Raw genomic sequence first — 16,692 nt, 5'->3', positions numbered from 1 at the left:
CCTGACGACCGCTCTCGTGCGATGGTCGACGCGGGGCGCGCTGACCGCCTGACGACGCTCTCGCGAATCAGGCCGGCCCGCTGATCCGGGTACGATCGCCCAGCAGCAGACCGAGCAGGGCGCCGAGCAGGCAGACCGCGGCGGTCGCATAGAAGATCTCGCGGTACTCCGTCTGGAGGGCGACCTTCACCGCCAGCTCGTACGCGTCCAGTCGCTGCCGGTAGACCGCCGGGTCGACGCCGAACGGCAGCGGCGTGTCCAGCCGGGCGGTCAGCTCCTGGAATCGGTGCAGGCCCCAGGCGGTCAGCGCGGCCACGCCGAGGAGCATGCCGACCATGCGGGCCACGACCACGCCGGCCGAGGCGACCCCGTGCTGTGCCGGCGCGGTGCCGCGCAGCGCGGCTGCGGCCAGCGGCGCGATCACCAGGCCCAGGCCGAGACCGGCCACGGCCAGGTCGGCGTCGAGGCGGGGCAGCACGCCGGCGTAGCGCACGGCCGCCACGTCGAGCGGCCAGCGGGCGATCAGCGCGTACCCGGCGGCGGCGATCAGCAGACCGCCGGCCGTGACCCACCGGTCGCCCAGGCGGGCGGCGAGCAGGCCGCCGGCGACCGCGCCCACCGGCAGCGCGATCAGGAAGCGGGCGAGCAACAGGGTGCCGCCGAACGCGTCCCGGCCGAGCAGCGTCTGCGCCACCAGCTGCACGTCGACCAGCGTCACCATGAGCGCGGCCCCGGCGCAGAAGCTGACCGCCAGCGCGACCAGGAAGACCCGGCTCGGCTTCTCGACGAGGCGGGTGCGGGCCCGCCGCTCCCACACGCCGAACAGCACGAGCAGCACGGCGGCCGCGCCGAGCGTGACCGGGCCCCACGACGGCAGGACCGCATGCTGCGGGTCGGGGTTGTAGAGGCCCACGACCAGCAGCCCCAGGCCGGCGGTGAGCAGCACACCCCCGACGACGTCGACCCGCGGGCGGGGCCGGGGCGGCGCCGACCGGGGCAACGCGACCAGCACCGCGACCGCCGCCAGCGCGGACAGCGGCACGTTGAGCCAGAAGATGCCCCGCCAGCCGATCAGGGCGGCGACGGCCGCGCCGTACAGGGGTCCGAGGACGCTGCCCAGCTCCTGCGCGGCACCCACCGCGCCGAGCACCGACGACCGCTTCCGGCCGTTCGCCCACAGGTCGCCGGCCAGCGCCATGGTGACCGGCAGCAGCGCTCCCCCGGCCACGCCCTGCACCGCGCGCCCGGCGACCAGCAGCGACAGCGACTCGCCGGAGGCGGCGGTGAGCGCCGAGCCGGCGGCGAAGCCGGCCAGGCAGCCGACGATGACCGCGCGCCGGCCGAGCCGGTCGGAGAGCGAGCCGAGCAACGGCATGCCGGCCACGTAGCCGAGCAGATATCCGGTCACGATCGGGGTGGCCCGCTCGAGCCGGTTCAGCGGGATGTGCACATCGCGCAGGATGTCGGTGAGGATGGTGACCACGAGGTACGCGTCGAGCGCGGCGAGCAGGACGGCGGCGCCCCCGGCGCCGATCGCCAGGCGTCGGCGGACGGCGACGTCCGCACCGCCCTGCTCCTCGCCGACCGCGGGGGCGGTCACGGGGCCTTGATGTCGGCCGGCGCGTCGAACTGCTGGAAGGTGACGGTCACCGTGCCGGTCGCGCCGCCGTCGGCCGGCAGCGTGAAGACGGCCTTGTGCAGCCGCTTGTCCTGCTTGCCGAGCCACACCTTGCCGGGCACGTTGCCGCTGACCCCAGGGATGATCTTGGATAGGTCGGCGCCGTTCGCGGTCATCGCCACCCGCCACGCCTCCGTGCCGTCGACCGCCTCACTGGCCTCGGTCTTCGCGTCGGTGGCGGTGCTCAGCACCTTGGCGATGCCCTGCTCCGGGTCGAGGATCGCGGACGGGTCGTAGACCGTGGCGGCGAGGCTGAGCGGCAGCTCCTGGTATCCGCCGGTCGGGCCCTTGAGGTAGATCTTGTCGCCGACGATGGTGAAGGCCAGGTCGACGGTCGCGCCGGCCTGCTCGATCTGGGCGGTGCCCTCGGCGTCGCCCTCCCGGGTGAGCGTGCCCTCGGCCCGGCGCAGGCTGAGCCCGGAGATCGCACCGTCCGCCGTGATCAGGAACTTGGCGGTCTTGATGTCGCGCATCGCGGCGGCGGACTCGGTCAGCAGCGTGGCGCCGTCGGGCAGGCTGCCGGTCGACTCGTCTTTCTTCTTGTCGGTGGAGGTGCACGAGGTCACCGCGACGAGCGCGGCGAGCAGGGCCAGGACGGGCCGGATGCGGAACATAACGCGGATCGTAGGCCCCGCAGCCACACCGCGGAACACGCTACAAGGCACGGCGCAGCAGCTGGGCGTTCGCGGCCACCACGATGGTCGAGGCGGACATCAGGATCGCGCCGACCGCCGGGTTGAGCACGAAGCCGGTCCCGGCCAGGACGCCCGCGGCCAGCGGTATGGCGATCACGTTGTAGCCCGTCGCCCAGGCCAGGTTCTGGATCATCTTGCGGTACGAGGCGCGGGACAGCCGGATGATGCCGGTGACGCCGCGCGGGTCGGACGAGGCCAGCACCACGCCGGCCGACTCGATCGCCACGTCCGTGCCGGCGCCGATCGCCACGCCGACGTCGGCCCGGGCCAGGGCGGGCGCGTCGTTCACCCCGTCGCCGACCATCGCCACCCGCAGGCCGCGCGCCTGCAGGTCGGCCACCGCGCGGTCCTTGTCGGCCGGGAGCACCTCGGCGAAGACCTCGTCCAGGCCGAGTTCGGCCGCCACCGCCTCGGCGACCGGCCTCGCGTCACCGGTGATCATCATGGTTCGAGCGACGCCGGCGGCGCGCAGCTGGGCGATCGCCTCGCGGGCCTCCGGTCGCACCTCGTCCCGCAGCGCGAACGCCCCGATGACCGACTTGTCCTCGGCGACCAGGTAGAGGACCACCGCCCCGGCCCACTCCGAAGTGGACTTCGCGAGTTCCGGCGGTAGCTCCGACCCGAGCTCGCGGAGCAGGGCCGGTCCGCCCACGGCGTACGTCCGCCCCTCGACGACCGCACGCACCCCGCGGCCGGTCAAGGACTCGAAGCCGGTGGCCCGAGCTCGCCGCGCAGCGGCGGCAACGACGGCCCTGGCCAGCGGATGCTCGCTGTCCGCCTCGACCCCGGCGGCGAGACGGAGCACCTCCTCGGTCGCCCAGCCGTCGGCCGCCGCGACGCCGGTGAGGGTGTGCGCGCCCCGGGTCAGCGTGCCGGTCTTGTCGAAGAGGACGGCGTCGACGGTACGCATCCGCTCGATCGCGAGCCGGTCCTTGACGAGGATGCCGGATTTCGCCGCGACCGCCGTCGACAGCGCGATGACCAGCGGAATCGCCAGGCCGAGCGCGTGCGGGCAGGCAATCACGAGGACGGTCACGGTGCGCACCACGGCCTGGTCGAGGTCGCCGAGCGCCCACCACACCACGAAGGTGATCGCCGCCGCGGCGGTGGCCACGTAGAACAGCAGCGCCGCGAACCGGTCGGCGAGCACCTGCGCCCGCCCGCGGGACGCCTGCGCCTGCGCGACCAGCCGCCCGATGCCGGCCAGCGCGGTGTCGTCGCCGACCGCGGTGACCTCGATCCGCAGCGCCGAGTCGGTCGCCACGGTCCCGGCCACCACCCGGTCACCCACCTCGCGGGCCACCGGCCGCGACTCGCCGGTGATCATCGACTCGTCGAGCGACGCCGCGCCGTCCACGATCCGCCCGTCGGCCGGCACCCGGCCGCCCGACCGCACCAGCACGGTGTCCCCGGTCCGCAGATCACCGACCGCGACCCGCTGCGGCTCACCCCGCGGGTCGATCCGCTCGGCCTCGTCGGGCAGCAGCGCCGCCAGCGCGCTCAACGCGCCCTGGGCCTGGCCGATCGCCTTCATCTCCTGCCAGTGACCGAGCAGCATGATCGTGACCAGGGCGGCCAGCTCCCACCAGAAGTCCAGATCGAACCAGCCGAGGCTGGTCGCCAGCGACGCGACGTAGGCGACCGAGATGGCCATCGAGATCAACAGCATCATGCCGGGCGTACGCCCACGCAGCTCGTGCGCCCCGCCGGCGAGGAACGGCCACCCGCCGTAGAGGAACACCACCGTCCCGAGCACCGGCCCCACCCAGCCGATGCCGGGGAAGTCCAGCGTGTACCCGAACCAGCCCATCACCATCTCGCTGGTCACGACGATCGGAACGGTCAGCGCGAAGGTCAGCCAGAACTTCCGGCGGAACCTCTCCGGACCGTGCCCGGCGTGCCCGCCGTGCTCTGTCATCGCACCCACCTCCGTCCTGAACCTATACCCCCTAGGGGTATAAGCCAAGGCGGATGTGACGTAGGAGCCACCGGGGGCGCCGCCCACCGCGGCACCCCCTGCGCGAGCTGTCAGTGCGTGGGGTGGACGACGCCGGCCGCTCCGCCGCCGCGGCGTACCGGCTCGGCCGAGGCGATGATCCCGCCGTAGCCGGTGAACTCCATCGCCGTGGCCGCGCCTATTTGGGCCATGTCCGGCCCGAACGAGTGCCCCAGCGCGGTCAGCGCCGGGCCGTATTGGGTGTGGAACGCCGGCTCCGCCTGAATGCCCGCCGAGTTGCGCTGCGAGGCTCGCGGCGCCGCCAGCGCGTCCGGCAGCGGCATCCCCAGCACCAGCCGGTTGACCAGGATCTGCAGGACCGTCGTGATGATCGACGCGCCGCCGGGCGACCCGAGCGCCAGGAACGGCTTGCCGCCCTTGAGCACGATGGTCGGCGACATCGAGCTACGCGGCCGCTTGCCGGGTCCGGGGAGGTTCGGATCCGGCGCCGTGCCCTGGGTGGGCGCGAAGTTGAAGTCGGTCAGCTCGTTGTTGAGCATGAACCCGCGGCCCGGCACGACCATCCCGTTGCCGCCGAACTGCTCGAGCGTGAACGTCCACTCGACCACGTTGCCCCACCGGTCGCTGACCGTGATGTTGGTGGTGCTCAGCCCGTTGTCCGGCGTCAGCGTCGCGGCGGTCGGCGTGCATCCCGAGGCGTTGATGTCACCGGGCGCGACCGGCTTCGTCATCGCCGCCGCCGGGTTGATCTGGCAGGCGCGCTGGGCGCCCCACCGATCCGAGGCCAACTTCTTCAAGACCTCCGGCGACGTGTACGCGCCGACGTAGCGCCCACGATCGGCAAAGGTGAGCGCCGACGCTTCGAGGTACGTGTGCAGCACCTGCGTCACGTCGGCCGCCGACGGGTTCGCCGACTCCAGGATGTTGAGCGCCTCACTGACCGCGGTGCCGCCGCTGGACGGCGTGGACATCCCGTACACCTTCAGGCCGCGGAAGTCGGAGACGGTCGGGCCCGGTTGCCGTACCCGGTACGCGGCCAGATCGTCCATGGTCAGGACGCCCGGCCGGATCGGGTAGGGCCAGGTGCCGACCGGATCGGCGGAGACCGGCGGGTGCTGGACGGTCTTGACCAGGTCCGCGCCGATCGGGCCGAGGTAGAACGAGCCGATTCCCTGTGCGGCGATCTGCCGGTAGGTCCGGGCCAGGTCGGGGTTGCGCTGGGTGGTGCCGATCGCCGGCGGCCGGCCGCCGGGCAGGTACAACGCCTTGGTGGAGTCGAACTGGCCGAACGCCGCCAGGTTGTCGCTGACCTGCTGTTGGAACTGCGCGTCCACGGTGAAGCCGCGGTCGGCCACCGCAGCCGCCGGGCGCAGCAGGCCGGCCAGCGAGCGGGTGCCCCACTGCCGCAGCGCGGTGTCCCAGGTGGCGAGCGCGCCGGGCACGCCGGTGGAGAGGCCGCTGACCCGGGCCTCCTGGAAGTCGTACGGCAGGCCGTCGACCGGGTCGATGAAGTAGGTCGGCGTCATCGTGGCCGGGCCGGCCTCGCGCCCGTCGATGGTCGACACCCGATGCCGCTTGGCGTCGTAGTAGACCAGGAACCCCCCGCTGGCCGGGCCGGCCACGAACGGCTCGGTGACGCCGAGGGTGACCGCGGCGGCGACGGCGGCGTCGATCGCGTTGCCCCCGTGGCGCAACACGTCGAGCCCGGCCCCGGTGGCGGTCGCGTCAACGGTGGCGATCCCGCCGCCGTACCCGTAGGCGGTCGGGCCGAGGACGGGAGTAGAGGCGGCGGCGGGGGCCGCTATCAACGCCGAGGACAGAGTTGCTGCTGCTAGAACCGGTAAGATCCGCATCGATCCTCCGAAGTGGGCAGAGGTAGCTGTCTATCCTTGCCTACCAGAGGTCGCGGCCCATGTCTCGAACATGGCGGCATAACGACCCCCGGCCCGAACCAGGTCGGCGTGCGAACCGGACTCCACGATGCCGTGGTCGTCGACCACGATGATCCGGTCGGCGCGCATCGCCGTGGAGAGCCGGTGCGCCACCAGGATCGCGGTCCGCCCCTCCAGCAGCGCGTCGAGGGCCGCCTCCACCCGCAGTTCGGAGCGCAGGTCGAGGCTCGAGGTCGCCTCGTCGAGCACAACGACCCGCGGCTCGGCCAGAAACGCCCGGGCCAGCGCGAGCAGCTGCCGCTCGCCGGAGGAGACCGACTGGCCGCGTTCGTGCAGCGGGGTGTCCAGCCCCTCGGGCGCCCGCTCGACCAGCTCGCGCAGCCCGACCGCGTCGACCGCCGCCCACACTTCCTCGTCCGTGGCGGAGGGCCGGGCGAAGGCGACGTTGTCCCGCAGTGTCCCCGCGAAGAGGAACGGCTCCTGCGGCACCACCCCGATCTGCGTCCGCAGCGAGGCCAGCGTGACGTCCCGCAAATCATGCCCGTCAATCAGGATATGTCCGGAATCAGGGTCGTAGAACCGGGTCACGAGCTTGGCGAGAGTCGACTTGCCGGCGCCCGTCGGCCCGACACAGGCAACCGTCTCCCCCGGGGCAATCGTGAGAGATAGATGCGATAAAACAGGACGAGAAGGTAAATATCCGAAAGTGACGTCGGCAAACACGATCTCGCCGGCGACCGGCGGCAACACCGCCGCCGACCGCGACTGCTGCACCGAGGGCACGGTCTGCAGGAGGGAACGAATTTTCCCGATAGCGGCCTTCGCCTGCTGATACTGGGTATAGAGCTGCACCAACTGCTGCACCGGCTGGAAGAACGCGTTGATGTAGAGCACGAACGCGGTCAGCTCGCCGATCGTCAGCGTCCCGCGCAGCACCATGCGCCCGCCGACCAGCAGCATGATCGCCATCGCGACCAGCCCGATCACCGACGTTCCCGGCCCGTAGATCGCGTTGATCCGCCCGGTCCAGTCGTTCGCGTCCCGGTACGCGCCGACCACCGACCGGTGCGCGACCACGTTCCGGTCCTGCCGGTTGTGCGCGGTGACCACCCGCACCCCGTTCAGGCTCTCCGCGAGGTCGGCGAACATCGCCGCGATGGTGTCCCGCTGGCGGTTGTAGCCGCGGTCCGCCGCGTACCGGAACCAGAGCGACGCGGCCGTGAGCGGCGGCACCACCAGGACCAGCGTCAGGATCGCCAGCAGCACGTTGTAGTGGAACAGGATCGCGGTGACCACGACCATGGTCAGCGCCTGGATCAGGAACTGGGCGAACCCGTCCTGCAGCAGGTTCTGCAGCGCCTCCACGTCGGAGGTCATCCGGGTCATGGTGACCCCGGCCTTCTCCCTCGTGTAGTAGTCCAGGGACATCCGCTGCAGGTGGGCGAAGATGCGGATCCGCAGGTCACGGGTGGCGGACGCGGCGAGCACGCCGGTCTTGCGCATGCGGATCGCGGTGGCCAGCCCGGTGAGCAGCACCGCGGCCACGAAGCAGATCGTGGTGATCACGAGCACCCGCAGGTCGCGCACGGCGATGCCGTGGTCGATGCCGACCTGCACCAGGTACGGGCCGGCCTGGAGCAGCAGCGTCTCGACCCCGATGGCGAGCGAGGCCGCGAACAGCAGCCCGGGCCGCCCGATCAGCAGCCGGCCGAGCGAGATCTTCGCGCCCGAGTCGGCCACCGGGTCGAACGGCACGTGCGGGTCGCCATGATCGGGCTCGACCGCCTCCAGCTTCGCAACGCCGCCCGCCAGGTCGGACGGGATGCCGGCGAACGGGAGGCCGTTACCCTTGCGCCCGGCCGCGCCCATGGTCGGCCTTCCACCCACGTTGAAGCCGCCGAAGCCGCCGCCGAACATGCTCATGCGAGCACCTCGTCGTCCGAGATATCCGAAATTTCGGAGGAGGCCAGGACTTCGGCATATTTCGGCTCGGATGCCAGCAACGACGAGTGGGTCCCATCGGCGATCACGCGCCCACCGGCCATCAGAACGACCCGGTCGGCGAGGCTGATCGTCGAAAGCCGATGCGCCACGATCAAAGTCGTCCGCCCCCGCATCCGCTCCTTGAGCGTGCCGTGGATCCGCTGCTCGACGCCCACGTCGATGGCGCTGGTCGCATCGTCGAGCACCAGCACCGGCGGGTCGACCAGCAGCGCGCGGGCGATCGCGATCCGCTGCCGCTGCCCGCCGGAGAGCGTGTAGCCGCGCTCACCCACCACCGTCTCGTAGCCGTCCGGCAGTTCCAGGATGAACTCGTCGGCGCCCGCGGCCACCGCCGCCTCGATCACCTCGCGACGGGTGGCGTCCGGCCGCCCGTACGCGATGTTGTCGTGGATCGAGAGCGAGAACAGGAACGGCTCGTCCGGCACGATGCCGACCTGCTCGCGCAGCGCGGACAGCTTGATCTTGCGGACGTCGACGCCGTCGAGGGTGACGCGGCCCCCGGTCACGTCGTAGAAGCGGGCGGCCAGCCGGCCGAGCGTCGACTTGCCCGAGCCGGTGCCGCCGACCACCGCCACCGTCTCGCCGGCCCGCAGCGTGAGGTTCAAATGATCAAGAGCCAAGGTCCCGTTCGGGTACGCGAAGGTGACGTCGGCAAACGCAAGATCCCCGCGCAGCGGTCGCTCGACCGGGTCCGGGTCGTCGCGGATCTCGCTGGGCGTATCGAGGATCTCGTAGATCCGGCGCGCCGACGCCGAGGCGCGCTGGCCCATCATGATCATCATGCCGAGCATCCGGAACGGCGGTTGCAGCATCAGCACGTACGAGTTGAAGGCGACGATCGTGCCGACCGTGGTGTGCCCGTTGATCACCATGAGACCACCGACCAGCAGCACCAGGGCCAGCCCCAGGCGGGGCAGGTTGTCCAGCAGGGGGTTCCACCGGCTGCGGATCCGGGCGTCCTGCCGGTAGGCCCACCGGATCCGGTCGGCGCTCTCGGCCAGCGCGCGCAGCTGCCGCCCCTCGGCCGCGAACGCTTTCACGATCCGTACGCCCTGAATGTTCTCGTCGACGACGGTGGCCAGCTGGGCCAGCCGCGCCTGGATCATCCAGGAGACCGGGAAGATCGCCTTGCGCATGCTGACGCCGAGCACCCCGATGATCGGCATGGTCACCATGGCGACGATCGCGAGCGGCACGTTGATCGAGAGCATCAGGGCGAAGGCGACCACCGCGATCAGGCACTGCACCAGGATCGACGGGCCGAACGACAGATACATCTGCACGGCCCGGATGTCCGAGCCGGAGCGGGACATCAGCTCGCCGGACTGCACCCGGTCGTAGAAGCCGAACGGCATGCGGACCAGGTGGGCGTAGACGATGTTGCGCAGGTCGTACTCCATCTCGTACGCCGTGCGCAGCAGGTACAGCCGGGCCAGGTAGTTGATCAGGCCCTGCAGCAGGGCGAGCGCGATGATCGCCAGGACGTAGGTGGAGAGCCGGCCGGTGCGGGCGACGATCGCGTCGTCGATCCCCATCCGCACCAGGTTGGGGATCTGCACCTGCACGACCAGGCCGACGAACGACAGCAGCAACGAGGTGATCAGCAGCCCGCGGTGGGCCCGGACGAGCGGCAGCGCGCGACGCAACCAACTCTTACGGACATCGGGATCGATGGACGCCTTCGGCGCGCGGCGAGTCAAGCGGCGCCTCCTGGGAGGTGTTGTTAGCTTGGCTAACGATACTCCGCCTCGCCGGCACCGCCAGGGTGACGCATTTCTCAGCCCACACCAAACGGTTGCGGCGCCACCGCCGGGCAGCTGGCGCCGGGTTGCGGCCGGGTCAGACCGATGAGGTACGCGTCGACGGCGGCCGAAACGCAGGGGCTGTCCTTGTAGACGACGTGCCCCCAGCCCTCGTAGGTGAGCAGGCTCCCGACCGGGCCGAACTGCTGCGCGACCCGCTGCGCCCAGGCGTACGCGGTCACCGGGTCGTGCCGGCTGCCGACCAGCAGCACCGGGGGCAGGCCGGGCGGCGGGATCAGCGGACCCTGCGGGTTCGGCGGCGGGACCGGCCAGCCCAGGCAGTCGACGACGACGGCGAGCGCCAGCGGCGAGGCGACCATCTGCGGCGCGCGGGCCGCCAGTGTCGACAGCCGGCGGTGCAGGTCGGCGTACCCGGTGACCGGCAGCTGCCAGTCACCGCAGATCACCGCGGGGAAGCTGTGCTCGACGGCGTCGTTCGCGGGCGGCGTGGTTTCGGCCCCTTTCGGGAGCGCAGGCACGGCCCGGTCGCCGGCCGCGTCCCGCACGTAGTAGGCGAACGAGTACCACTGCGGGTCGTAGAACGCGGCGAACGCGGACTGGATCAGGTCGGCCTCATCGACCTTCGTGGGCGGGTCGTACGGATCCTCCAGCGTGCCGGCCCGGGCCCGGGCGATCAGTTCCGCCCACCGTGCCGGGACGTCCTGCCCGTGCAGCACGCACTGGGTGTCCCGGGCGCACCAGGAGACGAACTCGCGGAACGAGTCCTGGGCGGCGTCGGTCTCCTCGGTCAGGAAACGGCCGATGTCGGCGGTGTGGTCCATCACCCCGTCCAGCACCAGGGCGCGCAGCCGTCGCGGGTAGCGCTCGGCGTACTGCTCGCCGAGCAGCGAACCGTACGAGGCGCCGTAGAAGCTGATCTTCTCCTCGCCGAGCGCCGCCCGCAGCGCATCGAGGTCGCGCACCACGCTCAGGTTGTCGACGTGCTGGAAGACCGGGCCGGTCCGCGCCGCGCAGTCGGCGGCGAGCCGCCGGTTGTAGGCGATGGTGGCCAGGTACGCCGACTCCGACTCGATGAGCGGGTTCGGTCGCGCATCGATCACGTCCGGCGAGCAGAGCACGGGCGTGCTGCGGCCGATCCCGCGCGGGTCCAGGCCGACGATGTCGAAATGCCGGCGCAGGTTCTCGGAGAAGAAGGTCGGCGCGTCGAGGGTGAAGTCGACCGCGGACGTACCGGGGCCGCCCGGGTTGACCAGCAGCGCGCCGATCCGCTGCGCGGGGTCGGTGGCCGGACGGCGCGCGACCGTCAGCAGCACCGTCGGCCCGTACGGATCCGCCCAGTCGGCCGGCACCCGCAGCGTCCCGCACTGCACCTGCACGTTTTCCGGGCATTGCCGCCACGATATGGCCGGAGCTCTGGTGGCGCGCGCCTGCGCCGGGCTGCCCGCGTACGGGAAAAGGGTCAGAAGCAGGACCACCGCGGCCCGCAAGGGTCGCGTCATAGCTCGCACCGCGCATGTCTCCGCCCTGCACGGCAGCGGCACCGCGCGGGCCCATCCTCGGACGGATCGGGTTCGCCGGGCCGGGAAACGGGTGAATTTCGCCGGGCCGTGTACCCGTCGCCGGACAGCAGTCGGCCCGGTTCGTGGACGGCTCCCGGACCGGGCCGAAAACTACTTCGCGTTGTTCGGGGGAAGCAGAGGTAGTACCGAGATTGCTTTGGCGTACTGCTCGACCTGATGCCCGTTGGGAACAACTCCGATGGCGCGGAGCTGCTCGTGGATCTCCTTGGCGACGTCACTCTCGGACTCACCGCGATGAGTCCGCGCGACCTTGTTGACGACGTAGTCGACCCGCACTTGTACCTGCCAGCCGGCAGGCCGGCTGGCGCCGGAGCCGGCGAGCCTGACTGAGGCTAGTGGTTCCATGCACCGTCTATCGAAGGTCGGACCCCGACTCGTAGAGAAACGGACCTTGTACAACCGGATTGCACCCGACACACACCCGTCTTGCGATCAGCTGAGCGGATCAGCGGCGGTCAAGGTTCTCGCCCCCGTCGCTCGGCCTTTCTCCGTCGGCGTCGCTCGGCCCTTCGCCCACGGCGTCGCTCGGCCTTTCTCCCTCGGCGTCGCTCGGCACCGTGTCTGTCTCGTCGCCCGGCTCCGGCAGCGCCTCGGGCGGGCTCAGCCGCAGCCAGAGCAGCATCAGCAGGCCGAAGACGAGCATCGCGAGCCCCATCCAGATGTTGATGTGCACGCCCTGCGCCTTCGCCAGCTCGGCCGGGGAGTCGAACAGGCCGATCCCGGTGACGATCACCCCGTAGATCACGAAGAGCCCGCCGATCACCAGCCGTACGTCGAACAGCCGGGCGGCGCGGCGGCGGCCGGTTTCGGTTTCGTTTGCCATGTCGGACCTCCCTCACCAAACCGGGATGTAGAGCAGGACGGCCAGCACCAGTGCGATCGCGCCGAGCAGGATCGGGTTGCGCCACCACACCTTGTCGCCCGCGACGATCACCTCGCCCGAGGTTGCGCTGCCGCCGAGGCCGTAGACCAGGCCTCGCAGCTCGTCCTCGGGCTTTGCCGGGGTGAACTGCGTGACGATGATCGCCACGAGCACCGCCACGACGAACGCGGCGCCGGCGCCCCAGAAGCTCTCGTCCAGGTCGGAATTGAACTTGATCACCTTGCCCAGGTGCAGGAGGTACAGCGTCAGCGAGGTCACGGTCCCGAGCACCAGCGACCAGAAACCGGCCCAGGCGGACATCCGCTTCCAGAACATGCCCACGATGAAGGTGGCGAACAGCGGGGCGTTGAACACCGAGAACAGCGCCTGGATGTAGTTCATGATGTTGTTGAAGCCGGACGCGATGAACGCGGTGCCGATGCCGATCAGCACGCCGCCGACCGTGGCGATCCGCCCGACCCGCAGGTAGTAGCCGTCGTCCCGGCCCTTGCGGACGTAGCTCTGCCAGATGTCGTAGGTGAAGACGGTGTTGAACCCGGAGACGTTGGCCGCCATGCCCGCCATGAAGGAGGCCAGCAGGCCGGTCACCGCCACCCCGAGCACGCCGTTGGGCAACAGCTCGCGCATCAACTGCGGAATCGCGTTGTTGTATTGCAGGTCGCCGGTTTTGGCGCCCAGCCCCTGGACGGTGACCAACGCGATCAGGCCCGGGATCACGGTCACCAGGGGAATCACCAGCTTCGGAAAGGCACCGATGATCGGGGTACGCCGGGCCGCGCTCATATCCTTGGCCGACAGCGCCCGCTGCACCTCGGCGAAGTTGGTCGTCCAGTACCCGAACGAGAGCACGAAGCCCAGGCCGAAGATGATGCCGATCCAGCTGGCGCCGAGCGGGTTGTCGGTGCTGCCGGTGTTCGCCCACGTGTGCAGGCCGGGCTCGCCGAGCGGGGTATGCCGGACCTTCTCGAACAGGCCGTCAATGCCGCCGACCTTGGTCAGGCCGATGATGGTGATCGGGATCAAGCCGGCCACGATCACGAAGAACTGCAGCACCTCATTGTAGATCGCCGAGGAGAGGCCGCCGAGGGTGATGTAGGCGAGCACGATGGCCGCACCGAGGATGATCGAGACCCAGAGCGGCCAGCCGAGCAGCGTCTTCAGGATCAGGGCCAGCGCGAACAGGTTGACGCCGGCGATGAGCACCTGGGCGATCGCGAAGCTGATCCCGTTGAACAGGTGGGCTTGGTTGTTGAAGCGGCGGCGCAGAAACTCGGCGACGCTGCGCACCTTCGAGCCGTAGTAGAAGGGCATCATCACGATGCCGAGGAAGACCATCGCGGGCACCGCGCCGACCCAGTAGTAGTGCAGAGTCATCAGGCCGTACTGCGCGCCGTTGGCGGCCATTCCGAGAATCTCCAGCGCGCCGAGGTTCGCGGAGATGAAGGCGAGACCGGTCACCCAGGCCGGCATCGACCTGCCGGAGAGGAAGAAGTCGGCACTGCTGCTGATCGCCGCGCGTGCCGCGAAACCGATGCCCAGCACGGTGAGGAAGTAGAGCGCGAGGATTAGGTAGTCGACGACATTCAGGTCGAGCCGGAGTCCACTCGCCGCGAGCTCATCCACGGGCCACCTCCAAGACGGGTCGCTTCCGTCTACCCGTCATGAACATGTTTCACACGCGGTGCGCGACGAGCGCCGCCAAACCGTCCAGGATGCGGTCGAGTCCGAAGGCGAAGGCGTTGTCGGCGCCGCCGTGCGCGGCGACGTCGGTGAGCGCGGCGACCACCGCCGGATAGCGCTCGGCGTGGTCGCGCAGGACCATCCCCATCGCGGCCGCCAGGTCGCTCTCGGCGCCGCCGGACTGCCCCGCGATCATCCGGACGTGGCCGGCGACGGTGGCCACCGCGTCGAGCCGTTCGGCGCCGCTCAGGCCGGGGGGCAACACGGCCAGCGCCCGTTCCATCCAGGCCAGCTCGTGCGGACCGATCGGGCGACGGCCGGTGCTCGCCTCCAGGGCCCAGGCGTGACCGGCGTACGCGTTCAGCAGGGCGGTCGCCCAGGCGGTGAGCGCCGCCCGCCAGTCACCGCCGAGCTCAGGCTTGGCGGCGGGCGAGAGCGGGGCGCCGAGCTCGGGCGGGCCGCCCAGTGCGCGCTCGAGCATGGCGGCGATCAGCTCGGTCTTGCCCGGGAGGTATCGGTACAGGGACATCTTCGTGTAGCCCAGGTCGGCGGCGACCCGCTGCATGGAGACGGCCGCGAGGCCCTCGGCGTCGGCGATCGCGATCGCGGCGTCGGCGATCTGGTCGAGGGTGAGCGCCGGCTTGGGGCCACGGGTCGGCCGGGGGCGCGGGGCCCAGAAGAAATCCGCGGTCATGTTGCCTTCCCTTCGAACAGCGTCTACCGTACACAGAAGAAATCGAGTCCGGCAGACACAGTTTTTGGTCGAGGGGGATGGGGATGGATGTTCTGATCTCGGGCGCGAGCATCGCGGGGCCGGCGCTGGCCTATTGGCTCGGCCGGTTCGGTCACCAGGCCACGATCGTCGAGGTGGCGCCCGCGCTACGGACCGGTGGTAACGCGGTCGACTTCCGCGGCCCGCTGCACATGGGCCTGCTCGACCGGATGGGCGTGCTGCCCGCCCTGCGGGAGGTGCAGACCGGGGGTACCGCCATGCGTTTCGTCGACGCGGACGGCAAGCGGCTGATGGAGTGGCCGGCCGGCCTCGCCGGCGGCGACCTGGAGGTGCGGCGCGGCGACCTCGCCCGCATCCTGTGCGACGCCGCGCCCACCACGGAATACCTGTTCGGCGACCGCATCACCGCGATGGCCGAGACGGCCGACGGGGTGTCGGTGACGTTCGCGAGCGGCTCGCGGCGCCGTTTCGACCTGGTCGTCGGCGCCGACGGTGTGCACTCCGGCGTGCGGCGGCTGGCGTTCGGCCCCGAGGAGCAGTTCGTGAAACACCTGGGCTACTACGTGGCCGGCTGGGACGTCCCCGACGAGTGGGGCCTCGGCGGCGACCTCCATCCGACCACCCCGCCCACCGCCCTCAACAGGACTGAAGGCATGCTTATCTACAACGAGCCCGGCCGGATGATAAGCGTCGGCGGCGACCACCGGCACACCGGCCGGGCCGGCGCGTTCGTCGCCTTCGCCTCGCCGCAGCTGCGATACGACCGGCACGACCGCGACGCGCAGAAGCGTTTGCTGCACGAGCGCTACGCGGGCATGGGTTGGCTGGCTCCCCGTCTGCTGGAGGCGCTCGACGCCGCACCCGACTTCTGGCTCGACCAGATCTGTCGCGTCGACAATCCGCATTGGACGAAGGGCCGGGTCGCGCTGGTGGGCGACGCCGCGTGCGGCGCCACGATCGGCGGGCAGGGCAACGGCACCGCGCTCGTCTCGGCGTACGTGCTGGCCGGCGAGTTGGCCGCGGCGGGCGGCGACCACCGAGTGGCCTTCCCGGCATACGAGCGGCGGATCGGCAAGTTCGCCCGCGGCACGCAGAAGGGCGGCGACACCACCGGCAAGTTCCTGGCCCCGAAAACCGCGGCCGGCATCCGGGCCCGCAACTACCTGAACAACAAGAAGTGGGTCATCGACCTGACCTTCAAGATCGCCGCCGACCGCAGCACCAACCTCGACCTCCCCGACTACCCAGCCCTCGCCGCGACCCGCTGATCAGCCACAGGCTCCCACGCGCCAGACGCCGGAACCGCCAGTCACCCGCAGGCACCGACACACCAGGCGCCGGAACCGCCAGTCACCCGCAGGCACCGAACGCCGGGACCCGCGATCAGCCGCAGGCACCGACGCGCCGGGCGCCGGACCCGCGATGACCCGCCGGCGCCCGCGGGCTCCCCCGCACCGGATGTCGGGATCGCCATTCACCCGCAGGCTCCCACGCACCAGACGCCGGAACCACCAGTCACCCGCAGGGTCCTACGCACCGGACGCCGGGACCCGCGATCAGCCACAGGCTCCGAGGTACCAGGTGCCGGGACGGCCCTTCGCCGCCGAGTCGACGAAGGTCGGCGGGGGCGGGCCACCGCCGGCCTGCTGATGGACGAAATCCTCTGCGGAGCCGGTCGGCGCGGCCGGGACGAGGCAGCCCTGCACGGCCTTGAGGGTTCCGACCGCACCGGCGGCATTGGGAGTTCCAGCGGCAGTGACGGTCCCGGCGGCGTTGGGAGTACCGGCGGCGTTGGGAGTACCGGCGGCGTTGGGAGTACCGGCGGCG

The 16,692-nt window shown here is 71.0% G+C and carries 13 protein-coding genes; 1 reads left to right on the top strand and 12 read right to left on the bottom strand.

Annotation, left to right across the window (positions count from 1 at the left end):
* Positions 1-67 precede the first annotated feature (67 nt).
* The 11 genes from ODJ79_RS13250 to ODJ79_RS13200 form a co-directional block, all read right to left on the bottom strand.
* Positions 68-1,600, bottom strand: coding sequence for an MFS transporter (locus ODJ79_RS13250; RefSeq protein WP_263023708.1), 1,533 nt, complete (start codon positions 1,598-1,600; stop codon positions 68-70).
* A complete protein-coding gene (locus tag ODJ79_RS13245) occupies positions 1,597-2,292 on the bottom strand; it encodes an LppX_LprAFG lipoprotein (protein WP_263023707.1) in 696 nt (231 codons plus the stop codon). The genes ODJ79_RS13250 and ODJ79_RS13245 overlap by 4 nt, the downstream gene beginning before the upstream one ends.
* 40 nt (positions 2,293-2,332) lie before the next feature.
* Positions 2,333-4,291 (bottom strand): copper-translocating P-type ATPase, encoded by a 1,959-nt coding sequence (locus tag ODJ79_RS13240; RefSeq protein WP_263023706.1) that lies wholly within the window; start codon positions 4,289-4,291, stop codon positions 2,333-2,335.
* Between the two features lie 110 nt (positions 4,292-4,401).
* Positions 4,402-6,183, bottom strand: a complete 1,782-nt coding sequence (locus tag ODJ79_RS13235; RefSeq protein ID WP_263023705.1) for a gamma-glutamyltransferase family protein — start codon at positions 6,181-6,183, stop codon at positions 4,402-4,404.
* Between the two features lie 30 nt (positions 6,184-6,213).
* On the bottom strand, positions 6,214-8,145 hold the full coding sequence (locus ODJ79_RS13230; RefSeq protein ID WP_263023704.1) for an ABC transporter ATP-binding protein: 1,932 nt from the start codon (positions 8,143-8,145) through the stop codon (positions 6,214-6,216).
* Positions 8,142-9,926, bottom strand: a complete 1,785-nt coding sequence (locus ODJ79_RS13225; RefSeq protein WP_263023703.1) for an ABC transporter ATP-binding protein — start codon at positions 9,924-9,926, stop codon at positions 8,142-8,144. The genes ODJ79_RS13230 and ODJ79_RS13225 overlap by 4 nt, the downstream gene beginning before the upstream one ends.
* Before the next feature lie 77 nt (positions 9,927-10,003).
* Entirely contained in the window at positions 10,004-11,488 is a 1,485-nt protein-coding gene (locus ODJ79_RS13220) for an alpha/beta hydrolase (RefSeq protein ID WP_263023702.1), read from the bottom strand.
* 171 nt (positions 11,489-11,659) lie between these two features.
* On the bottom strand, positions 11,660-11,914 hold the full coding sequence (locus ODJ79_RS13215) for a hypothetical protein (RefSeq protein WP_263023701.1): 255 nt from the start codon (positions 11,912-11,914) through the stop codon (positions 11,660-11,662).
* Positions 11,915-12,014: 100 nt separating this feature from the next.
* Entirely contained in the window at positions 12,015-12,392 is a 378-nt protein-coding gene (locus ODJ79_RS13210) for a hypothetical protein (protein WP_263023700.1), read from the bottom strand.
* Positions 12,393-12,404: 12 nt separating this feature from the next.
* Complete coding sequence (locus ODJ79_RS13205; protein WP_263023699.1) at positions 12,405-14,075, bottom strand: sodium:solute symporter family protein; 1,671 nt, start codon at positions 14,073-14,075, stop codon at positions 12,405-12,407.
* Between the two features lie 49 nt (positions 14,076-14,124).
* The gene (locus ODJ79_RS13200; RefSeq protein WP_263023698.1) at positions 14,125-14,826 is read right to left on the bottom strand and encodes a TetR/AcrR family transcriptional regulator; all 702 of its coding nucleotides are present in this window, start codon (positions 14,824-14,826) and stop codon (positions 14,125-14,127) included.
* 83 nt (positions 14,827-14,909) lie between these two features.
* On the opposite strand from ODJ79_RS13200, the gene ODJ79_RS13195 reads away from it, so the two are divergent.
* A complete protein-coding gene (locus ODJ79_RS13195) occupies positions 14,910-16,133 on the top strand; it encodes an FAD-dependent monooxygenase (RefSeq protein ID WP_263023697.1) in 1,224 nt (407 codons plus the stop codon).
* A 288-nt stretch (positions 16,134-16,421) separates the two neighbouring features.
* On the opposite strand, the gene ODJ79_RS13190 is transcribed toward ODJ79_RS13195, so the two are convergent.
* Positions 16,422-16,692 (bottom strand): hypothetical protein (locus ODJ79_RS13190; protein ID WP_411267310.1); only part of this gene is annotated, 271 nt, incomplete at its 5' end.

Origin of the sequence: Actinoplanes sp. KI2, from assembly GCF_025630775.1 — a bacterium.
In the GTDB taxonomy this organism is placed as follows: domain Bacteria; phylum Actinomycetota; class Actinomycetes; order Mycobacteriales; family Micromonosporaceae; genus Actinoplanes.
Note: the sequence above shows the minus strand (reverse complement) of the source record. Positions and strands in the feature narration are given on the sequence as shown.

Bases quoted from the DNA above. Each gene is read 5' to 3' on its own strand.
- ODJ79_RS13245 (WP_263023707.1), bottom strand. From the start codon at position 2,292: ATGTTCCGCATCCGGCCCGTCCTGGCCCTGCTCGCCGCGCTCGTCGCG.
- ODJ79_RS13240 (WP_263023706.1), bottom strand. From the start codon at position 4,291: ATGACAGAGCACGGCGGGCACGCCGGGCACGGTCCGGAGAGGTTCCGC.
- ODJ79_RS13235 (WP_263023705.1), bottom strand. From the start codon at position 6,183: ATGCGGATCTTACCGGTTCTAGCAGCAGCAACTCTGTCCTCGGCGTTG.
- ODJ79_RS13230 (WP_263023704.1), bottom strand. From the start codon at position 8,145: ATGAGCATGTTCGGCGGCGGCTTCGGCGGCTTCAACGTGGGTGGAAGG.
- ODJ79_RS13220 (WP_263023702.1), bottom strand. From the start codon at position 11,488: ATGACGCGACCCTTGCGGGCCGCGGTGGTCCTGCTTCTGACCCTTTTC.
- ODJ79_RS13215 (WP_263023701.1), bottom strand. From the start codon at position 11,914: ATGGAACCACTAGCCTCAGTCAGGCTCGCCGGCTCCGGCGCCAGCCGG.
- ODJ79_RS13210 (WP_263023700.1), bottom strand. From the start codon at position 12,392: ATGGCAAACGAAACCGAAACCGGCCGCCGCCGCGCCGCCCGGCTGTTC.
- ODJ79_RS13200 (WP_263023698.1), bottom strand. From the start codon at position 14,826: ATGACCGCGGATTTCTTCTGGGCCCCGCGCCCCCGGCCGACCCGTGGC.
- ODJ79_RS13195 (WP_263023697.1), top strand. From the start codon at position 14,910: ATGGATGTTCTGATCTCGGGCGCGAGCATCGCGGGGCCGGCGCTGGCC.